Source organism: Streptomyces hyaluromycini, assembly GCF_002217755.1.
In the GTDB taxonomy this organism is placed as follows: Bacteria; Actinomycetota; Actinomycetes; order Streptomycetales; family Streptomycetaceae; genus Streptomyces; species Streptomyces hyaluromycini.
Genome location: NZ_BCFL01000017.1, coordinates 18,839 through 35,111, shown reverse-complemented (window position 1 = coordinate 35,111; position 16,273 = coordinate 18,839). Strand labels below are relative to the sequence as shown.

At 71.1% G+C, this 16,273-nt stretch carries 15 protein-coding genes; 6 read left to right on the top strand and 9 right to left on the bottom strand.

Annotated features, from left to right (window positions below):
• Positions 1-26 precede the first annotated feature (26 nt).
• Complete coding sequence (locus tag SSP29_RS08220) at positions 27-3,092, bottom strand: NACHT domain-containing protein (protein WP_089099893.1); 3,066 nt, start codon at positions 3,090-3,092, stop codon at positions 27-29.
• 46 nt (positions 3,093-3,138) lie between these two features.
• The gene (locus SSP29_RS08215) at positions 3,139-3,741 is read right to left on the bottom strand and encodes an HAD family acid phosphatase (protein WP_089099892.1); all 603 of its coding nucleotides are present in this window, start codon (positions 3,739-3,741) and stop codon (positions 3,139-3,141) included.
• A gap of 498 nt (positions 3,742-4,239) precedes the next feature.
• Between SSP29_RS08215 and SSP29_RS08210 the strand changes: the two genes are divergently transcribed.
• Positions 4,240-4,791: a M23 family metallopeptidase gene (locus SSP29_RS08210; protein WP_089099891.1), complete on the top strand. Its 552-nt coding sequence runs from the start codon at positions 4,240-4,242 to the stop codon at positions 4,789-4,791.
• Positions 4,792-4,974: 183 nt separating this feature from the next.
• Here SSP29_RS08210 and SSP29_RS08205 read toward each other — a convergent pair whose 3' ends face one another.
• Positions 4,975-5,571: a TetR/AcrR family transcriptional regulator gene (locus SSP29_RS08205; RefSeq protein WP_089099890.1), complete on the bottom strand. Its 597-nt coding sequence runs from the start codon at positions 5,569-5,571 to the stop codon at positions 4,975-4,977.
• A 148-nt stretch (positions 5,572-5,719) separates the two neighbouring features.
• Between SSP29_RS08205 and SSP29_RS08200 the strand changes: the two genes are divergently transcribed.
• The 4 genes from SSP29_RS08200 (at position 5,720) to SSP29_RS08185 (ending at position 9,253) form a co-directional block, all read left to right on the top strand.
• Entirely contained in the window at positions 5,720-7,330 is a 1,611-nt protein-coding gene (locus SSP29_RS08200; RefSeq protein ID WP_089099889.1) for an MDR family MFS transporter, read from the top strand.
• Between the two features lie 143 nt (positions 7,331-7,473).
• Positions 7,474-7,947: a helix-turn-helix transcriptional regulator gene (locus SSP29_RS08195; protein ID WP_089099888.1), complete on the top strand. Its 474-nt coding sequence runs from the start codon at positions 7,474-7,476 to the stop codon at positions 7,945-7,947.
• Positions 7,944-8,375 (top strand): VOC family protein, encoded by a 432-nt coding sequence (locus SSP29_RS08190; protein ID WP_089099887.1) that lies wholly within the window; start codon positions 7,944-7,946, stop codon positions 8,373-8,375. Before SSP29_RS08195 ends, SSP29_RS08190 begins: the two co-directional genes overlap by 4 nt.
• 2 nt (positions 8,376-8,377) lie before the next feature.
• Positions 8,378-9,253 (top strand): class I SAM-dependent methyltransferase, encoded by an 876-nt coding sequence (locus SSP29_RS08185; RefSeq protein ID WP_089099886.1) that lies wholly within the window; start codon positions 8,378-8,380, stop codon positions 9,251-9,253.
• A gap of 150 nt (positions 9,254-9,403) precedes the next feature.
• Here SSP29_RS08185 and cseC read toward each other — a convergent pair whose 3' ends face one another.
• The 5 genes from cseC to SSP29_RS08160 form a co-directional block, all read right to left on the bottom strand.
• A complete protein-coding gene (cseC, locus tag SSP29_RS08180) occupies positions 9,404-10,756 on the bottom strand; it encodes a two-component system sensor histidine kinase CseC (protein ID WP_089099885.1) in 1,353 nt (450 codons plus the stop codon).
• Positions 10,757-10,767: 11 nt separating this feature from the next.
• Positions 10,768-11,472 (bottom strand): two-component system response regulator CseB, encoded by a 705-nt coding sequence (gene cseB, locus SSP29_RS08175; RefSeq protein WP_089099884.1) that lies wholly within the window; start codon positions 11,470-11,472, stop codon positions 10,768-10,770.
• 45 nt (positions 11,473-11,517) lie between these two features.
• Positions 11,518-12,186 carry a hypothetical protein gene (locus SSP29_RS08170; RefSeq protein WP_089099883.1) on the bottom strand — a complete coding sequence of 223 codons (669 nt, stop codon included), beginning with the start codon at positions 12,184-12,186 and terminating at the stop codon, positions 11,518-11,520.
• A complete protein-coding gene (locus SSP29_RS08165) occupies positions 12,174-12,713 on the bottom strand; it encodes a SigE family RNA polymerase sigma factor (RefSeq protein WP_089099882.1) in 540 nt (179 codons plus the stop codon). The genes SSP29_RS08170 and SSP29_RS08165 overlap by 13 nt, the downstream gene beginning before the upstream one ends.
• Positions 12,714-12,980: 267 nt before the next feature.
• Complete coding sequence (locus SSP29_RS08160; protein WP_089099881.1) at positions 12,981-13,856, bottom strand: HhH-GPD family protein; 876 nt, start codon at positions 13,854-13,856, stop codon at positions 12,981-12,983.
• 257 nt (positions 13,857-14,113) lie between these two features.
• On the opposite strand from SSP29_RS08160, the gene SSP29_RS08155 reads away from it, so the two are divergent.
• Positions 14,114-14,950, top strand: coding sequence for a hypothetical protein (locus SSP29_RS08155; protein ID WP_150133759.1), 837 nt, complete (start codon positions 14,114-14,116; stop codon positions 14,948-14,950).
• Between the two features lie 165 nt (positions 14,951-15,115).
• On the opposite strand, the gene disA is transcribed toward SSP29_RS08155, so the two are convergent.
• Positions 15,116-16,240 (bottom strand): DNA integrity scanning diadenylate cyclase DisA, encoded by a 1,125-nt coding sequence (gene disA, locus SSP29_RS08150; protein ID WP_089099879.1) that lies wholly within the window; start codon positions 16,238-16,240, stop codon positions 15,116-15,118.
• Between the last annotated feature and the right edge of the window lie 33 nt (positions 16,241-16,273).

Here is a 16,273-nt window from a genome sequence, read left to right as displayed (position 1 = left end):
CGGTGCTTTTCGGAGCACCGGCCCCTTCAGCGTTTCACCAGGCTGATGTCCACTCCGGGGAAGTACTCGGAGAACCGGGACGTGGGAAAAGCGTGCCCCGGCATGTTCTGCAGGATCACTGCGCGCACCGCGGGCAGCCGGCGTGCCAGGGCGGAGAAGTCCTCGGTGCCGAGCAGCCCGGGGACGCGCAGTACCTCGACGCCGGAGAGCTTCGGCATGCGATCGACGGAGAGCGGCAGCTCCCGCAGAATCCGCGCGTTCAGATGCAGGGTCCGCAGCCCGGGCAGTCGGGCCACCGCCTGCCAGTCGGCCGCCGTCAGCTCCGCGGTCAGCGGTCCGAGGCTGAGTTCCGTGAGGCTGGTCCAGTGCTCCAGGCCGCGCAGCCCGGTGCGGTTCGTGCTGTTCCGGCCGAGGAAGAGGAACTCCAGTGCCGCGTCGACGGGCAGCACCTCGCCGAGGCTGTCGCCGGGGAGCTCCTGTTCCACGGTGAGCCGGACGAGCGAGCCCAGCGACTTCAGGCCCGTGACGTCGGCGATCTGCCCGCAGATCAGCTCGGCGAGCGGAAGCTCCGCGAGCCGCTCCAGGCCGTGCGCCGCCGGACAGCGGGCCAGCAGCAGATCGTGCAGGGACCCGAAGGGCAACAGGTCGCCCAGGTCCGTGAGGAGCGGGTTGTCCCGCAGGTCGAGGAGGGTCACGGCCCCGGGCTCGGGGACCGCGTCCAGGATCTGTCCGACCGAGTGCCTGCCCAGGAACGCGAGACCGCGCCAAGGCCGCATCCCGCTCAGAGCGGCACGCTGCTCGGCGGACTCACAGGTGAGGTAGAGGCCTGTGCGACGCAGCTCGTCCAGCACCTCCGACGCGTAGACCGTGGTGTCGAAGCGGCTCCAGGTCCCCACCAGCTGCCGACGCACCTTGAGGTCCCGGTGGTCGCGGAACCGGCGCAGCACGCCGAGGGCTCCCTCCGGTTCCTCGGTGCCGAGCAGGGAGGCGGTGACGGTGACGCTCTGCGCCTCCTCCGCGGTCAGCCCCTCGGGCCCCGGCAGCAGCTCCAGCACCAGGGGCCCGGCCTCCGCGAGCGTCTGCGCGTCCTCCCTGGTCCGCGGCGGGATCAGCTCCGCCGCCCGCCTCTCCACCTCCGCCCGCACGCCCGCGTCCAGCGCCACCGCATGCTCCAGGCAGGCAAACGCCAGCAGGGTCAGCCGGGGCGACCGGGCCGCGAGCAACCGCCGTAGCAGCGATGCCCGTTCCCCGGGCCGGGCATGGGCCACGGCCATGCGGATCACGTCCTCCCACTGGGTGTCGTCCGCATGGTCGGCGAGGACGTTCACGTGGCCTTCCTCCACCGCGTACCGGGCGCCGAGATAGTCCTGGAAGGTGCGGTGGACGAAGTCCAGGACCCCGTCGGCGGGTTGGCGGATCAGGCCGCTGCGCAGGAGCAGGGTGCGCAGCACGGTCGACGCGTCCGACCGTCCGCGCGGCAGTGCGAGGGAGGGCAGACTGCGGTCCACGATCGTTTCCGCGGTCTCCAGGTCCATCTCCGTGCGGTTGCTCAGCACGAGCGCGTAGGCGAGCCGTTGCAGCAGCTCCAGCTGGGCCTCCTCGCTCAACTCCACCTCGTCCACCGAGCCCATGCCCCGCTCCCGGTCGCGGCGGGCCAGCAGCATCGTGAGGGCGGCGTCGTAGAGCTCCTTGCGGCCGGTGGGGAGGTAGCCCCGGCGTTCCCGGTGCAGGGCGCAGATCAGGCCGCACATCAGGGGGTTGGTGGCGAGGCGGGCCAGGTCGCGTTTGGTGCGCAGGGAGTCGAGGAGCGGGCCCTCGAACTGCGGGGCATCGGCCGCCGAGTGCCAGCGGTGGACGAAGGTCGCCACGTCCGCGCGGCGCATGGGGGCCAGGGTCAGTTCGCGGAAGCCCTGTGCGGCGAGCCAGTCCGGGCGGACCGCGGAGGGGCGGGAGGTCAGCAGCCAGCGGTTGCCCGGGTAGGCGTTGATGAGGGAGAGCAGCCAGTCACGGACGTAACGGCGTTCGACGGCGGGGATCTCGTCCAGGCCGTCGACGAGGATCATGGCGCGGCCTGCTCCCAGGACGCGTTCCGTCCAGCCTTCGGGCGCGGACAGGGGGGCGCTCACCGCGGACACGAAGGCGGAGGGGAAGGGGAAGGGCAGAGCGCCGTTGCCGCGGATCACGGTGCGCAGCGGAAGGACGTACGGGATGTGCGTGCCCTCGCGTGCCGCCGTCACCGCCAGCCACTGCACCAGCGTCGTCTTGCCGGAGCCCGCGTCGCCGCGCAGCAGGACGCGGTCGTGGGCGAGCAGGGCCTCCTCGGCGGGGAGCTGGACGGTGACCGGGGCCGCGCCCGGGCCGTCACCGGGGAGGGCGCCGTCGTCGGCGGCGGTCGCCTCCAGGCTGAGGTAGGCGACCTCTAGCGGCCAGCGGTCGGGGGATTCCCGCAGATCGATGCCGTAGATGGTGATGTGGTTGTGGCGTTCGGCGACGTAGGAGCGGTAGCGGCGTTCGAAGGCGGTGTCGCGGCCGTCGGGGCGTGGGGTGCGGGCAAGCAACTCGTCGATCTTCGCGATGAGTTCGGTCTGGTCCCGGGTCTGTTCCACGAGGGTGCGGGCGACAAAGGTGGAGCGGCGGGTGAAGAACTCCAGGATCTGGAGACAGGCCCACTCCGCCGCGGAGTCGAGGAAGTGGCCGGCGTCGGCGGAGAGTCCGTCGGGTGCGGGTGCCGAGCGCGCGAGGGTCCGGGCGAGTTCGCGGTGGCCGAGCCGTACCGCCTGGACGTCGTCCATGTCCAGGTCGCCGAGGGCGAGCAGCCGGCGGGCGAGGGCGTCGGCGACGGCCATCCGCTCGCCGGCCCGGAAGGGCGGCTCACCGGGTGAGTCGACCGCCTGGCCGACCAGGTGCTCCGCGAGTCTGTGCACGTCCTTCTCGACGAGCACGCGTTTCTCGCCGCGGAAGGAGACCAGGCTCTTCAGCCGTACCGGTCGGTCGACCAGCCCCGCGCCCGGCCCGTCCGCCACGAACAGCTTCTTCAGCAGCGGGCCCATCAGGCTCGACGCCAGCTTCCCGCCCAGTACCGTCGGCTCCATCCGCCACCCCCGTGAGTCCCGTCAGCGGATGGAGCCTATCGGCGGCCTACGACAACTGGCCGTTGTAGTCAGGCAGCTTGAACGTCTTGTCGGCGTGGCCGCCCGAGAGGTCGGTGGCGCTGTTGCCGATGTTCGCGATGATGTCGTAGCCCTTGTTCTCGATGTCGACGCGCTGGGCGGTCTTGTAGGCGGCGACATCCTTGAACAGGTCGAGGAAGCCGCGCACGTAGAGGCCGGAGACCTGGTAGCCGTCGTGCTCCAGGTTGTACTCGGTCGGCAGGTAGATGATGCCGGGGCGCGCGGTGACGAAGAACAGGGAGACGCCGTGCTCCTGGGCGTACCTGGCCACGTTCAGGACCGGCTTGTTGGCCGGCTGGGGGTAGCTGAAGCCGTAGTCGGTCTCCAGCGTGGTGTTGTCGATGTCGAAGACGATCGCCTGCTTCTCGCCCGGCTGGGCGGCGGCGATGCGCTGCTTCAGGTAGGGCAGTGCCTGGTCCATCACGGACTGGCAGTCCTGCTGCCAGGTGGCGTAGTCGACCGTGGTGGAGCTGCTCTCCGTCGCGGCCTGGGCCGGCGCGGCCATCCCGGCGAGCGCGGCCACGGAGACGGCGGTGACGGATATGCGGCGGGTCCAGGTGCCTGTGGTCATCGGTGGGGGTGTCCTCTCACGTCCGGCTATGTCAGGGGCATGGTGAGCGAGGGAGGTGGCGCGAGGGGAACGGTAGGGTTACTGGGGAGTAGGTGGCTAGGGGTGTGCATCACGCGATGTGCGGTCGGAAGAGGTTGAGGGAGAACCCACCGGCGTGGTGCCCGTCACATTCCGGTGGCTGTGGATCTCGGTCTCCGGTGACATAGCGCACGGGCGAAATGCCCGTTACTAGCCGGCATAGTGGACCTTTTGAAAGAGTAAAAGGGGCTTTTTGCTCCACGGGCCGCATGCGGCGCGATTGCCGGGAATGGCCAGCCCGGCCGGGGCGGCTCTGTCAAGAAACGGTCAATTCTGGGCATGGTTACTAGGGGGCCTCGTAGACGGCGGGGTTTGAGAGGGGCCCGGCCTCCGGGTTACCAAGGGATGCCCCGTTCGGCGGCCGCCCCCACGCGGGCCGGTGCCGGAGGGGAGTCCTGTTGTCTACTCCACGAGGTTCCGATGTCCCTGCGCGCCGCTCTCCGTGCCCCCCGTACGTCCTCGCTCCGCAAGCGGGCCGCCGTTCTGGCCGCCGGTGTCGGGGTCACGGCCGTGGTGGGGTCCGGGGTCGCGTCGGCCGCCACCTCCAGCGCCGCGGCCTGGGTCGACCCGGTGAAGAAGTACACGCTCTCCGCGACCTTCAACCAGGCCGGCGGCATGTGGGCCGCCAGGCACAGCGGTCAGGACTTCGCGGTGCCGAGCGGCACCGAGGTCGTTGCGGCGCACGGCGGCACCGTCGTCAAGGCCGGCGGCAACGGTGCCGGTGACGGTCCCGCGTACGGCAACGCCATCGTCGTCAGGCACGGCAACGGCCAGTACTCGCAGTACGCCCACCTGTCCCGCATCGACGTCAGGGTCGGCCAGATCGTCAGGACCGGTCAGCACCTCGCCCGCTCCGGCAACACCGGCAACTCCTCCGGCCCGCACCTGCACTTCGAGATCCGCACGACCCCTAACTACGGCTCCGCGGTCGATCCCGTCGCCTTCCTGCGCGCCAAGGGCGTGAGCCTCTAGGGGTCGAGGCGTCCTCTAAGCGCTTCGCTGATTGTGCCGTTCGTTTACCGCGGGCCGGTGGGGGCTGGTCGCGCAGTTCCTCCCCCAGCCTTCGGCTGGGGGTACCCCCAGCGCCCCTGACGGGGCGCGGTTCCGCAGCCGACTTCACCGGGTCCGCTTGGAGGGCGAAGTGTCAGACAGGCCCTAGGCCGGGTGTGTGCCCCGGTGGGCCTGGGTCACCAGGTCCACGGCGACCTCCAGGACCGCCTCGCGCTTCTGCTGGGGGTCGCCCTCGACGTCCTGCATCACGAACATGCCGGCGTGCAGGGTGAAGAGCGCGCTGATGCAGCGGATCTGGTCGGTCAGCGCCGCGTCCGGGTCGATGATGATGTTCCGCAGGCCGCGCATCCGGTCCTTGAAGGTGTCGCCGATCCGCAGCTCCCGGACCGTCGCCTGGTTCTCCTGCATGAACCGGAACAGCGGTTCGGCGTCGGCGAGCGCCTTGTGGTACCGCCGCACGATCTCCTGCTTGGTCTCCAGGGTGTGCGGCTGGCCCTTGCCCCACTCGATCAGGTCCTCGATCGGCCGCGTCAGGTCCTCGAAGACGCTGACCAGGATCTCTTCCTTGGTCTTGAAGTGGTAGTAGAGGGCTGCCTTGGTCACGTCGAGGCGCTCGGCGATCTCCCGCAGGGAGGTCTTCTCGTAGCCCTGCTCGGCGAAGAGTTCGAGCGCCACGTCCTGGATGCGCTGGCGGGTGTTCCCGCGGCGCTGCTGCTTGGTGCCGTCCATGGTGACGCTCATCCTCTTACTCCTCGTACTCCCGCGGAAACTTGCTTGCCGCCCGGCTAGTAAACTTACTTGACGCCCGGCTAGCAACGGGTCTAACTTCCGAGTGTACTGAACTAGCCGGGCGGCAAGTAAGTAGCTGTCGTCAGGGGGAGTGGGAGAAATGGCGGACACCCAGGCGGCCGGCACCGGCCAGGAGACACCTGAGGCACCGGAGGCGGCCCAGCAGCCGCAGAAACAGTCGGAGAAAGAGCCGAAGAGCGTACGGGTCGTGATCCTCGCGCTCATGGTCGCGATGATGCTCGCGATGCTCGACAACATGATCGTGGGCACGGCGATGCCGACGATCGTGGGCGAGTTGGGCGGTCTGGAGCATCTGGCGTGGGTCGTGACCGGGTACACCCTGGCGACCGCGGCGTCCACCCCGATCTGGGGCAAGCTCGGTGACATGTACGGGCGCAAGGGCGCCTTCATGACCTCCATAGTCATCTTCCTGATCGGCTCCGCGCTCAGCGGCATGGCCCAGGACATGGGTCAGCTGATCGGGTTCCGTGCCGTCCAGGGCCTCGGCGCCGGCGGTCTGATGGTCGGTGTCATGGCGATCATCGGCGACCTCGTGCCGCCCCGCGAGCGCGGCAAGTACCAGGGCATGATGGCCGGCGTCATGGCGCTCGCCATGATCGGCGGTCCGCTGGTCGGCGGCACCATCACCGACAACTGGGGCTGGCGCTGGGCCTTCTACATCAACCTGCCGCTCGGCGTGGTCGCGCTGGCCGCCATCAGCGCCGTACTGCACCTGCCGAAGAAGCGGAACAAGACGCGCATCGACTACCTCGGCGCCGGTCTGCTGACCCTCGGCATCACCTCGATCGTGCTGGTCACCACCTGGGGCGGCTCCGAGTACGCCTGGACGTCCGCGCGGATCATGGAACTGATCGCCATCGGCGTCGTCGCCCTGATCGGCTTCGTCTTCTGGCAGACCAAGGCCGCCGAGCCGGTCCTGCCGCTGCACATCTTCCGCAGCCGCAACTTCACCCTGATGTCGATCATCGGCTTCATCGTGGGCTTCGTGATGTTCGGCGCCACGCTGTTCCTGCCGCTCTACCAGCAGTCCGTGCAGGGCGCGTCCGCGACCAACTCCGGTCTGCTGCTGCTCCCGATGCTCGGCGCGATGCTGGTGACCTCGATGGTCGCCGGCCGGGTCACCACCAGCACCGGCCGCTACAAGATCTTCCCCCTCGCGGGCGGGGTGCTGCTGACCGTCGGGCTGTACCTGCTGTCCACGATGGACACGGACACCACCCGGTTCACCTCCGGTGTGTACATGGCCGTGGTCGGCCTCGGCATGGGCTGCCTGATGCAGATCACCATGCTGGTCGCGCAGAACAGCGTGGAGATGAAGGACATGGGCGTCGCGTCCTCGTCCACCACCCTGTTCCGTACGCTCGGCTCGTCCTTCGGTGTCGCCATCATGGGCGCGATCTTCAACAACCGGGTCAAGGACGTCATGGCCGAGCGGGCCGGCTCGCTGGGCTCCAAGATCACCGAGCAGTCGGCGCAGCTGGACGCGAAGAGCCTGGCGAAGCTGCCGGCCGCGGCGCGCGAGGCGTACCAGCACGCGGTGTCGGCCGGCACCCACTCGGCGTTCCTGCTCGGCGCCGTGATCGCCGTGCTGGTGCTGGTGGCGGCGGTCTTCGTGAAGGAGGTCCCCCTGAAGGGCGGACCGCAGAAGGCGGACGAGACGGCACCGATACCGATGGTCGAGGCGGTCTGAGCGGAGTCCGGGTGGCCGGGATCGGCTGAGCGACGTGCGGGTGGTCTCGGGGCTGCGGCCCCCGGGACCACCCGCTTCGCCGTTCCGGGCCGAGAATTGACGGCGTGGACAAGTTGCGGCAGCTACGCCTCGCCAAGGACGCCATGGACCGGGACTGGGCCGACCCGGCCCTCGATCTCGACGCGGTCGCCGCGCACGCCGGGTACTCGCGGTACCACTTCCTGCGCGCCTTCAAGGAGGCGTACGGCGAGACACCCGGCCAGTACCTGACGCACCGCAGGATCGAGCGGGCGGAGGAGATGCTCCGCGGCGCGGACCTCAGCGTCACCGAGATCTGCCACCTGGTCGGCTTCAGCAGCCTCGGCGCCTTCTCGGCGACGTTCAAGGCCCGCACCGGCCTCAGCCCCACCGAGTACCGGACCGCACACGTCGGCCGCGGCGCCTCCCTCATCCCCGGCTGCTACGCCCTGCTCTGGGCCGGCGGGTTCCCGAACAGAAGCGCAACTTCCGAGAAGCGCGGCCCGGACCCGGCTGCCTACCGTGACGGACAGGAACACGGACAGGAACAGCGACCGTCCGGCGGCAGCGGCCGGGCAGGCAGGAGAGCGGAGCCATGATCCAGGGGCTGGCCATCACCACCGTATGGACCTTCGACCAGCAGCGCACCAAGGCGTTCTTCACCGAGAAGCTCGGCTTCGAGCTCCGCGACGACATCGCGATGGGCGACATGCGCTGGGTCACCGTCGGCGCCAAGGACCAGCCCGGTGTCGAAATCGCCCTGATGCGCCTGGACGGTCCTGGCCTCGACCCCGAGTCCGCCGAGGCGCTGCGCAAACTGGTCGCCAAGGGGGTCATGGGGGCCGGCGCGTTCCGCACGGACGACTGCCGCGGCGACTACGAGACCTTCAGGGCGCGGGGCGTCGAGTTCGTCCAGGAGCCCAAGGAACGCCCGTACGGCATCGAGGCGATCTTCCGCGACGACAACGGCAACTGGTACTCGCTGACAGAGCGCAGCGAAGAGCTCGACTTCTCCAAGGAGTTCTGAGCATGCCGACGGAGACCGGGCCCGACCACACCGCCGTCCGCACCGCCCTGTGGCGGGCGCTGCACCTGCGGGCCGATCCGCCGCCGTACGTCATCGAGGACGAGGTCGGGCTGCGGCTCGCCGAGCCGGGCGAGGGCGCGGGCGCGGACGCCGGGGACGGCTGGCGGGCCCGGCCGGACATGGATGTCGAGGCCACCCGGCGGACCCGGGCGTCCATCGTGGCCCGGGCGCGGTTCGTCGAGGACCTGGTGCTGGCGGAGGCCGGGCGCGGGGTGGACCAGTACCTCGTCCTCGGCGCCGGGCTCGACACCTTCGCGCAGCGCCGGGCCGCCGACGCGGTGGCCGCCGGGCTACGGGTGTTCGAGGCCGACCGGGCCGGAGCCGTGGCCTGGAAGCGGCGGCGGCTGACCGAGCTGGGGTACGGCGTGCCCGACTGGCTGACACCGGTGCCGGTGGACTTCGAGGGGGACTGGTGGGGGCAGCTGGCCGCCGCCGGGTTCGATCCGCGCCGTCCGGCCGTGGTCGCGTCCGCCGGGGTCACGATGTACCTCACCGAGGACGCCGTCGCCGCCACCTTCCGGCACATCGCGGGGCTCGCCCCCGGGTCGACGCTGGTCACGACGTTCCTGCGGCCCGTCGAGGACGTCGAGCCGGACCAGCAGGAGCAGCTGCGGGTGGCCCAGCGGGGCGCGCGGGCCGCCGGCACGCCCTTCCTGAGCTTCTACGCACCCGAGCGGATGGCGGCCCTCGCCCGCGAGGCCGGTTTCCGGGACACCCGGCACGTCCCGGCCGAGGAACTCGCCGACCGCTACTTCGCCGGCCGCACCGACGGCCTGCGGCCGTCACGCGGCGAGGAGGTCCTCGTCGCCCGCACCTGAAGGCCACTGGATGGGGGCCGAGCGGCGAGTGGTGATCCGCGGGCCGGTGGGGGCTTGTCGCGCAGTTCCTCCCCCGGCCTTCGGCCGGGGGTACCCCCAGCGCCCCTTACGGGGCGCGTCAGGGCCGCTGTGTCGGTTGTGTGGAGTGGCTCATCGGCCGCCCGCCTTTGTGGGCCCCGGCAGCATCGGGTAGCTGCCCGTGGTCGTCGGCGCGTGCTCCGGGAGCCAGAGCACGGCCACCGCACCCTCCGCCGGGATGTGCTCGGGGGAGCCCGCCGGGCGGATGTTGCGGAAGGTCAGACGGGCGCCCAGGACGCGTGCCTGACCCGCCGCGATGGTCAGACCCAGGCCGTGGCCCTGGCCCGCACGGTCCGTGCTGCCGGTGCGGAAGCGGCTCGGGCCCTCGGCGAGGAGTTCCTCCGGGAAACCCGGGCCGTGGTCGCGGACCCGGATGACCCGGCCCTCGACGGTCACCTGGACGGGCGGCTTGCCGTGCCGGGCCGCGTTGGCGAGCAGGTTGAACAGCACCCGCTCCAGCCGGCGCGGATCGGTGGTGACCTCCGACTCGTGCACCACCCGCACCTCGATCTCCGGGTCCTTCGCGGCCACCCGCCGGGCGACGAACTCGCCCAGCATGATGTCCTGCAGCTCGGCCCGCTCGGAGGCACTGTCCAGACGGGCCACCTCCAGCACGTCCTCGACGAGGGTGCGCATCGCCTTCGCCCGGTCCAGGACCAGTTCCGTCGGCCGGCCGGGCGGCAGCAGCTCGGCCGCCGTGAGCAGGCCGGTCACCGGCGTACGCAGCTCGTGCGCGATGTCGGCCGTCACCCGCCGCTCGGCCTCCAGGCGCTGCTGCAACGCGTCCGCCATGGCGTCCACCGCTCGCGCCAGGTCGTCGGTCTCGTCCCGTACGACCCCGCCGATCGCCTCCCGCACCCGCACGTCCGGCTCGCCCTGGGCGACCTGGTTGGCCGCGGCCGCCGCCTTGCGCAGCCGCCGCGAGAGCTGTCCGCCGATCAGCACGCCGAGCGCGCTGCCGCCGAGGACCACCGCGATGGAGCCGATGACGAGGGCCTGGTCGAGGTCCTTCAGCACATTGCTGCTGCGGTTCGCGAAGGTGCTGTGCAGGGACAGCACGCGCCCGTCCTTGGCCTGCACCGCCGCCCAGATGTCCGGCGCGCCGGTGCCGTGGTCGATGACGTCGGTCGCCCGGCGGCCCGCGTCGACCCGCTCGCGCAGGGCCGGCGGCAGCCGGGGGTCGTCGACCTTGACGTCCGGGAAGTTCGCCCTCCCGTACAGCTCGTAGTTGCGCTGCGCGATCTGCAGCCGCTCGTTGGCCAGATCGCGCGCGTTGTCCAGCATCGAGACCCGGGCGGCGTTGTGCACCACCAGGCTCAGCGCGATCGCGACCAGCGCGCCGACCAGCGCGATCGCCGCGCTCAGCTTCCATCTGAGTCCGGTGCGCAGTCCCGGACCCCGGTAACGGCTGAAGAACCCCCGCATGACCGCCTCGCTCAGGCCTTCAACTTGTAGCCGAAACCACGGACCGTCTCGATCCGGTCCTGGCCGATCTTGGTCCGCAGCCGCTGCACATGCACGTCGACGACCCGGGTGTCCCCGCCCCAGCCGTAGTCCCAGACGCGTTCCAGCAGCTTGTCGCGGGAGAGTACGGTGCCCGGTGCCGAGGAGAACTCCAGGAGCAGCCGCATCTCGGTGGGCGTCAGCGCGACCGGCTGCCCGGCCCGGCGCACCTCCATGCCCTCGGTGTCGATCTCCAGGTCGCCGAAGACGAGCAGGCCGCCGGAGACCGGAGCCGCGTCCTCGTGCGGCTTCTCGCCGCCGCTCGCGTGCCCGAAGCGGCGCAGCACCGCCCGGATCCGGGCGACCAGTACGGCGCCGTCGAACGGCTTGGTGACGTAGTCGTCGGCGCCCGCCTCCAGACCCAGCACCACGTCGATCGAGTCGGCGCGCGCCGACAGCATGATCACCGGGACGGTCGACTCGTCACGGATGCGCCGGCACAGGCTCACCCCGTCCAGGCCCGGGACCATCACGTCCAGCAGGGCGATGTCGGGCCGGTCGGCGCGGAAGGCCTCAAGCCCCGACAGGCCGTCGGGCATGGCGGTGACCGCGAAGCCGTCCCGCTCCAGGGCGAGCTGGGTGGCCTCGCGGATGACGTCGTCGTCCTCGACGAACAGCACGTGGGTCTGGTCTGCCATCCCGGCTCTCTCGGTGGTCGGTGGGCGGTGGTCGGTGGGGTGGGTTCAGTTGCCGGGGGAGGGCTCCGGCGTGGCGTCGCCGCTGCCGGCCGCGTTGCCGTAGTCCGTGTGGTGGAAGTCCTCCTGGACGAAGCGTCCCGAGGCCCAGCCGTAGGTGATCACGTTCTCGCCGGAGGGGCTCGACACGGGGTCGCCCTTCTCGTACACCTGCTTGGTCACGCTCAGGTCGCCCCTGTCTATCTCCGCGTAGACCGGGGATTCCTCGGCCTTGAAGACGTTCTTGTAGGCGCCGCTCTCGCTGCGGTACACGTACGCCCCCACCCCGACCGCGTCTCCGCAGGTCAGCACGTTGACGACGATATCCTCGACCGGGCCGCCGGTGAGGTCGCCGTAGGTCACGTCGACCGGGTACTCGTCGCCCGAGCAGGGCTTGAGGTCCCGCTTCACCGTGGCCGAGACCACCGGGTCGGCCTTCACCAGGGCGACCGCGTCGACCTTCTCGTACGTCTGGGACGGGTTGGGCGAGGGGACCGCGGCGGCCGGGGCGTTCCCGACCGAGTCGGCGTGTGCCGGGCCCTCGTCACGGGCTCCGGTGCCACCGGTGCCGCAGGCCGCGGCGAAAAGGGCGAGGGCGGCGAGCACGGCCGTCGCCGTGATCACCGCCTGTGCACTCGCCGGGCCCCTGCTGGGCCCCGTGCCGGTCAGGCCGCGCAACGCTCCCGCTCCTCACGCTCCAGCGCGCGTGCGTCGAGATCGCGTGACTCCAGCTCCTCGCGGAGCCGGGCGAGCGCCCGGTGCAGCGTGCTCTTGACCGTTCCGGCCGACATGCCGAGGGCGGCGGCCGTCTCCTCCGTGGACATCTGCTCCCAGTGTCGCAGCACCACGACACTGCGCTGCTTCGGAGCCAGAACCTTCATGATGTCCATGAGCAGAGCGCGGTCCGCGTGCTGCTCGGTGGAGTCCGCCACGCAGGCGTCCGGCAGCTGCTCGGTGGGGACCTCCTCCAGCTTGCGGGCCCGCCACCACTCGGTCCTTGTGTTGATCATGACCCGGCGCAGGTAGGCGTCGGCGAGCTTCTTGTCCTCGATGGTCTCCCAGCGGCCGTACGTCCGGACCAGCGCGGTCTGCAGCAGGTCCTGGGCGTCCGTCGGGTCCGGGACCAGCCGGCGGGCGCTGCGCAGCAGCGCGTCCTGCCGGGTGCGGACGTACTCCTCGAATTCGAGCACCTCGCCCTGCGCCATGATCAACCGCCTCCCGATCCCCGTTTTCCCCGGCCCTGTGCCTGAGTTCCTGCCGTCCCGCGGTCCTGGCGGGCACAGAAACGAAGCTACGGACTCGTTGTCACGGGCCTGTGCGGAGCAGCCTGCGGGTAGCAATCGGCTGTCCGTCGGTTGTGTAACGGAAGTAGGTGCGGGGTAAGCGGGTGCGGGTTTATGACCGGCTATACGGTGATTTGCCCTGCCGGTGAGGCCGTAACAGAGCCCCTTCCGCTGTGATGTGGCTGTACGTCAGCCCAGCGGAAGCCGGTACAGGCCGCCCGCGAGCGGCTCCACCAGCCCGTCCGAGACCAGCCCGTCCAGCGCGCGCGCCCGCTGCACCGGCTCGTGCCACACCCGGTCGAGCGCCGTCTGCGGTACGGGGGTGTGCGCCTCGCGCAGGACGGCGAGCAGCTTGCCGCGCACCTGGCGGTCGGTACCGGCGTACGTCTGCCCGCGCCGCGGCGGCCCCTCGTGCTCCGGCTTGCCGGCCAGCCGCCACGCGCACTCCCCGGCGATCGGACACCGCTGGCACGTCTCGTTCTTCGCCGTGCACACCAGGGCGCCCAGCTCCATCGAGGCGGCGGCCCAGCGGGCGGCGGTCCGCTCGTCCTCGGGCAGCAGTTCACGGGCGAGCCTGCGCTCGGCGGCGGTGGTGGCGTTCGGCGGGTACTGCACGCCGGTCACGGCCCGTGCGAACACCCGCCGCACATTGGTGTCGAGCACGGCGTGCCGCTGCCCGTAGGCGAAGGAGGCGACGGCCGCGGCGGTGTACTCGCCGATGCCCGGCAGCGCGAGCAGCTGCGCGTGATCCGTCGGTACGTCACCGTCGTGGCGTTCCGTTATGGCGACGGCGGCGCCGTGCAGCCGCAGGGCGCGGCGCGGGTAGCCGAGCCGGCCCCAGGCGCGGACCGCCTCGCCGGGCGCCTCCTCGGCGAGGTCGGCGGGGCGCGGCCAGCGGGCCAGCCACTGCTCGTACACGGGCTGCACCCGGCTCACCGGGGTCTGCTGCAGCATGAACTCGCTGACCATCACCCCCCACGGGCCCGCCTCCGGGCGGCGCCAGGGGAGGTCACGGGCGTGGGCGTCGAACCAGGCGATCACGGGGGCGTGGAGCTTCTCAGTCATGGCCCTCCCGATCCTGCCACGTCCGGCGACGGGTGGGGTGGACGTGGTCCGCGGCGGGGTCGGGGTTGACGGCTCTCGTGACACCGCTCGTGACACCGCTCGTGACACCGCTCGTGGTGACTCACGGCGGCTCACGGCGGCTCACGGTGAAGAGGGGCCGTGTCGACGGGAGTTGCCGGAATGATGATCCGGAAAAGTTGAGGTTTGGGCGGCGGGTGGGGCGAGGAAGTGCACGGATCTCTCGTACAGTTTGCGCCGTGGGATCTCTGCGCAATCCGGTCGGGCCGCTTCCCTCCTCCATCTACTGGCGACGGAGGGTCTTCATGCTGTCGGCGCTCGTCGTCCTGGCGCTGCTGATCGCATGGATCGTGACGTCGAACAACGGGGGCGGCAAGAAGAACGCCGGCGGGTCGGACGGCAAGAACCCCGTGTCCACGATCACGCCGGGGCCGTCCGGCAGCGGGCCGGCGATCAGCCAGGCACCGGGCGGACGGGACGGGTCGAGTTCCGGTTCCGACGGCGGGAGTTCGGGCGGGACGGGCGGTGCCCCGTCGACCGGCTCGGGCAGCGCGTCGGCCTCCTCGGGTACGTCGGGTTCCTCCGGTTCCTCCGGCTCCTCGTCCGGCTCGGGTGACGACGTCACGTCGGGTTCCGGCGGTACGGTCGCCTCGCTGCCGGGGTCTTCCGCACTGCCCAACTGCACTGCCGGGTCCGTGGCGTTGAGCCTGAAGAGCCTGCGCAACTCGTATTCGCCGGAGCAGACGCCGACCTTCGAACTCGCCGCGAGGAACACCTCGTCCAGCGACTGCAAGATCGACCTCGGGCCGAAGAACGCGGTGCTGACCATCACGCAGGCCAGCGCGGACGACAGCTACTGGTCGTCGGCGGACTGCCCGAAGGCGGCGGGGAGCCGGTGGTACCGGGTACCGGCCGGGAGCAGCATCACGTACACCCTGAAGTGGGACCGGAAGCCGAGCGCCGCGCAGTGTGCGACGCCTTCGGCGGGGTCGGCCGGGGCGGGCACGTACCTGCTGGAGGCGGCGGCGCCGGGGTACCCCAAGACCCAGGCGTCGTTCGTGCTGGCGGCGGACTAGCGCCCCGTAAGGGGCGCGGGGAACTGCGCGGCCAGCCCCACCGGCCCGCGGCTGAGCAGCTGGCGCGCAGGGGGTTTCGCTTACCGGCGCTGCCAGGGTGCCGCTGCGCCCACCCGTGCCGCCCCAGCGGCACGACTGCCCGCAGCTGGGTGGCTGAAGCGGTGCCTACACATACCGCTCAAGGATCGAAGACTCCGCCAGTCGCGACAGGCCCTCGCGGACGCTTCGGGCGCGGGCCTCGCCGACGCCGTCCACGGTCTGCAGGTCATCGACGCTCGCAGCGAGCAGCTTCTGCAGGCCCCCGAAGTGCTCCACCAGCCGGTCGATGATCGCCCCCGGCAGCCGCGGCACCTTCGCCAACAGCCGGAAGCCGCGCGGCGACACCGCGGAGTCCAGCGCCTCCGGCGAACCCGTGTACCCCAACGCCCGCGCCACCGTCGGCAGTTCCAGCAGCTCCGCGTGGCTCAGGGCGTCCAGCTCGGCGAGCGCCTCGTCGACCGTGCGGGAGCGCTTCGCCGTCGGCTCGGGCACGTAGTCCCGCACCACCAGCTCGCGCTCGGGCTCGACCCCGGCGATCAGCTCGTCCAGCTGAAGGGCGAGAAGCCGCCCGTCGGTGCCCAGTTCGACCACGTACTCGGCGATCTCCGTGGCGATCCGGCGGACCATCTCCAGGCGCTGTGCGACCGCCGACACGTCGCGGACCGTCACCAGGTCCTCGATCTCCAGCGCCGACAACGTTCCCGCGACCTCGTCCAGGCGGAGCTTGTACCGCTCCAGCGTGGCCAGCGCCTGGTTCGCGCGGGAGAGGATCGCCGCCGAGTCCTCCAGGACGCGGCGCTGACCGTCGACGTACAGCGCGATCAGCCGCATCGACTGGGAGACCGAGACCACCGGGAACCCGACCTGCTTGGAGATACGGTCCGCCGTGCGGTGCCGGGTGCCCGTCTCCTCCGTGGGGATCGTCGCGTCGGGTACGAACTGCACGCCCGCCCGGAGGATCTTCGACAGGTCCGAGGAGACCACGATGCCGCCGTCGAGTTTGCACAGCTCCCGCAGCCGGGTCGCCGTGAACTCGACATCCAGGACAAAACCGCCCGTGGACATCGTCTCGACCGTCTTGTCGGAGCCGAGGACGATGAGTCCGCCGGTGTTGCCGCGGAGGACCCGCTCCAGGCCGTCCCGCATGGACGTGCCCGGAGCCACGGCGCTCAGCGAGGCGCGCATCAGGCCATCGGAACCGGCACTCCCACCGGACTTTCCGGGAGCTCCTGCCCGGTCGTTGGCTGCCACTGCACTCCTCCGGTCGCAGGTTCTGAGGCGCTG

Excerpts from the sequence above, each read along its gene's own strand:
- SSP29_RS08215 (WP_089099892.1), bottom strand. The coding sequence starts at position 3,741 with ATGACCACAGGCACCTGGACCCGCCGCATATCCGTCACCGCCGTCTCC.
- SSP29_RS08205 (WP_089099890.1), bottom strand. The coding sequence starts at position 5,571 with ATGAGCGTCACCATGGACGGCACCAAGCAGCAGCGCCGCGGGAACACC.
- SSP29_RS08185 (WP_089099886.1), top strand. The coding sequence starts at position 8,378 with ATGCCGACGGAGACCGGGCCCGACCACACCGCCGTCCGCACCGCCCTG.
- SSP29_RS08165 (WP_089099882.1), bottom strand. The coding sequence starts at position 12,713 with ATGGCGCAGGGCGAGGTGCTCGAATTCGAGGAGTACGTCCGCACCCGG.
- SSP29_RS08220 (WP_089099893.1), bottom strand. The coding sequence starts at position 3,092 with ATGGAGCCGACGGTACTGGGCGGGAAGCTGGCGTCGAGCCTGATGGGC.
- SSP29_RS08160 (WP_089099881.1), bottom strand. The coding sequence starts at position 13,856 with ATGACTGAGAAGCTCCACGCCCCCGTGATCGCCTGGTTCGACGCCCAC.
- cseB (WP_089099884.1), bottom strand. The coding sequence starts at position 11,472 with ATGGCAGACCAGACCCACGTGCTGTTCGTCGAGGACGACGACGTCATC.
- SSP29_RS08195 (WP_089099888.1), top strand. The coding sequence starts at position 7,474 with ATGGACCGGGACTGGGCCGACCCGGCCCTCGATCTCGACGCGGTCGCC.
- SSP29_RS08210 (WP_089099891.1), top strand. The coding sequence starts at position 4,240 with ATGTCCCTGCGCGCCGCTCTCCGTGCCCCCCGTACGTCCTCGCTCCGC.
- SSP29_RS08200 (WP_089099889.1), top strand. The coding sequence starts at position 5,720 with ATGGCGGACACCCAGGCGGCCGGCACCGGCCAGGAGACACCTGAGGCA.
- SSP29_RS08190 (WP_089099887.1), top strand. The coding sequence starts at position 7,944 with ATGATCCAGGGGCTGGCCATCACCACCGTATGGACCTTCGACCAGCAG.
- cseC (WP_089099885.1), bottom strand. The coding sequence starts at position 10,756 with ATGCGGGGGTTCTTCAGCCGTTACCGGGGTCCGGGACTGCGCACCGGA.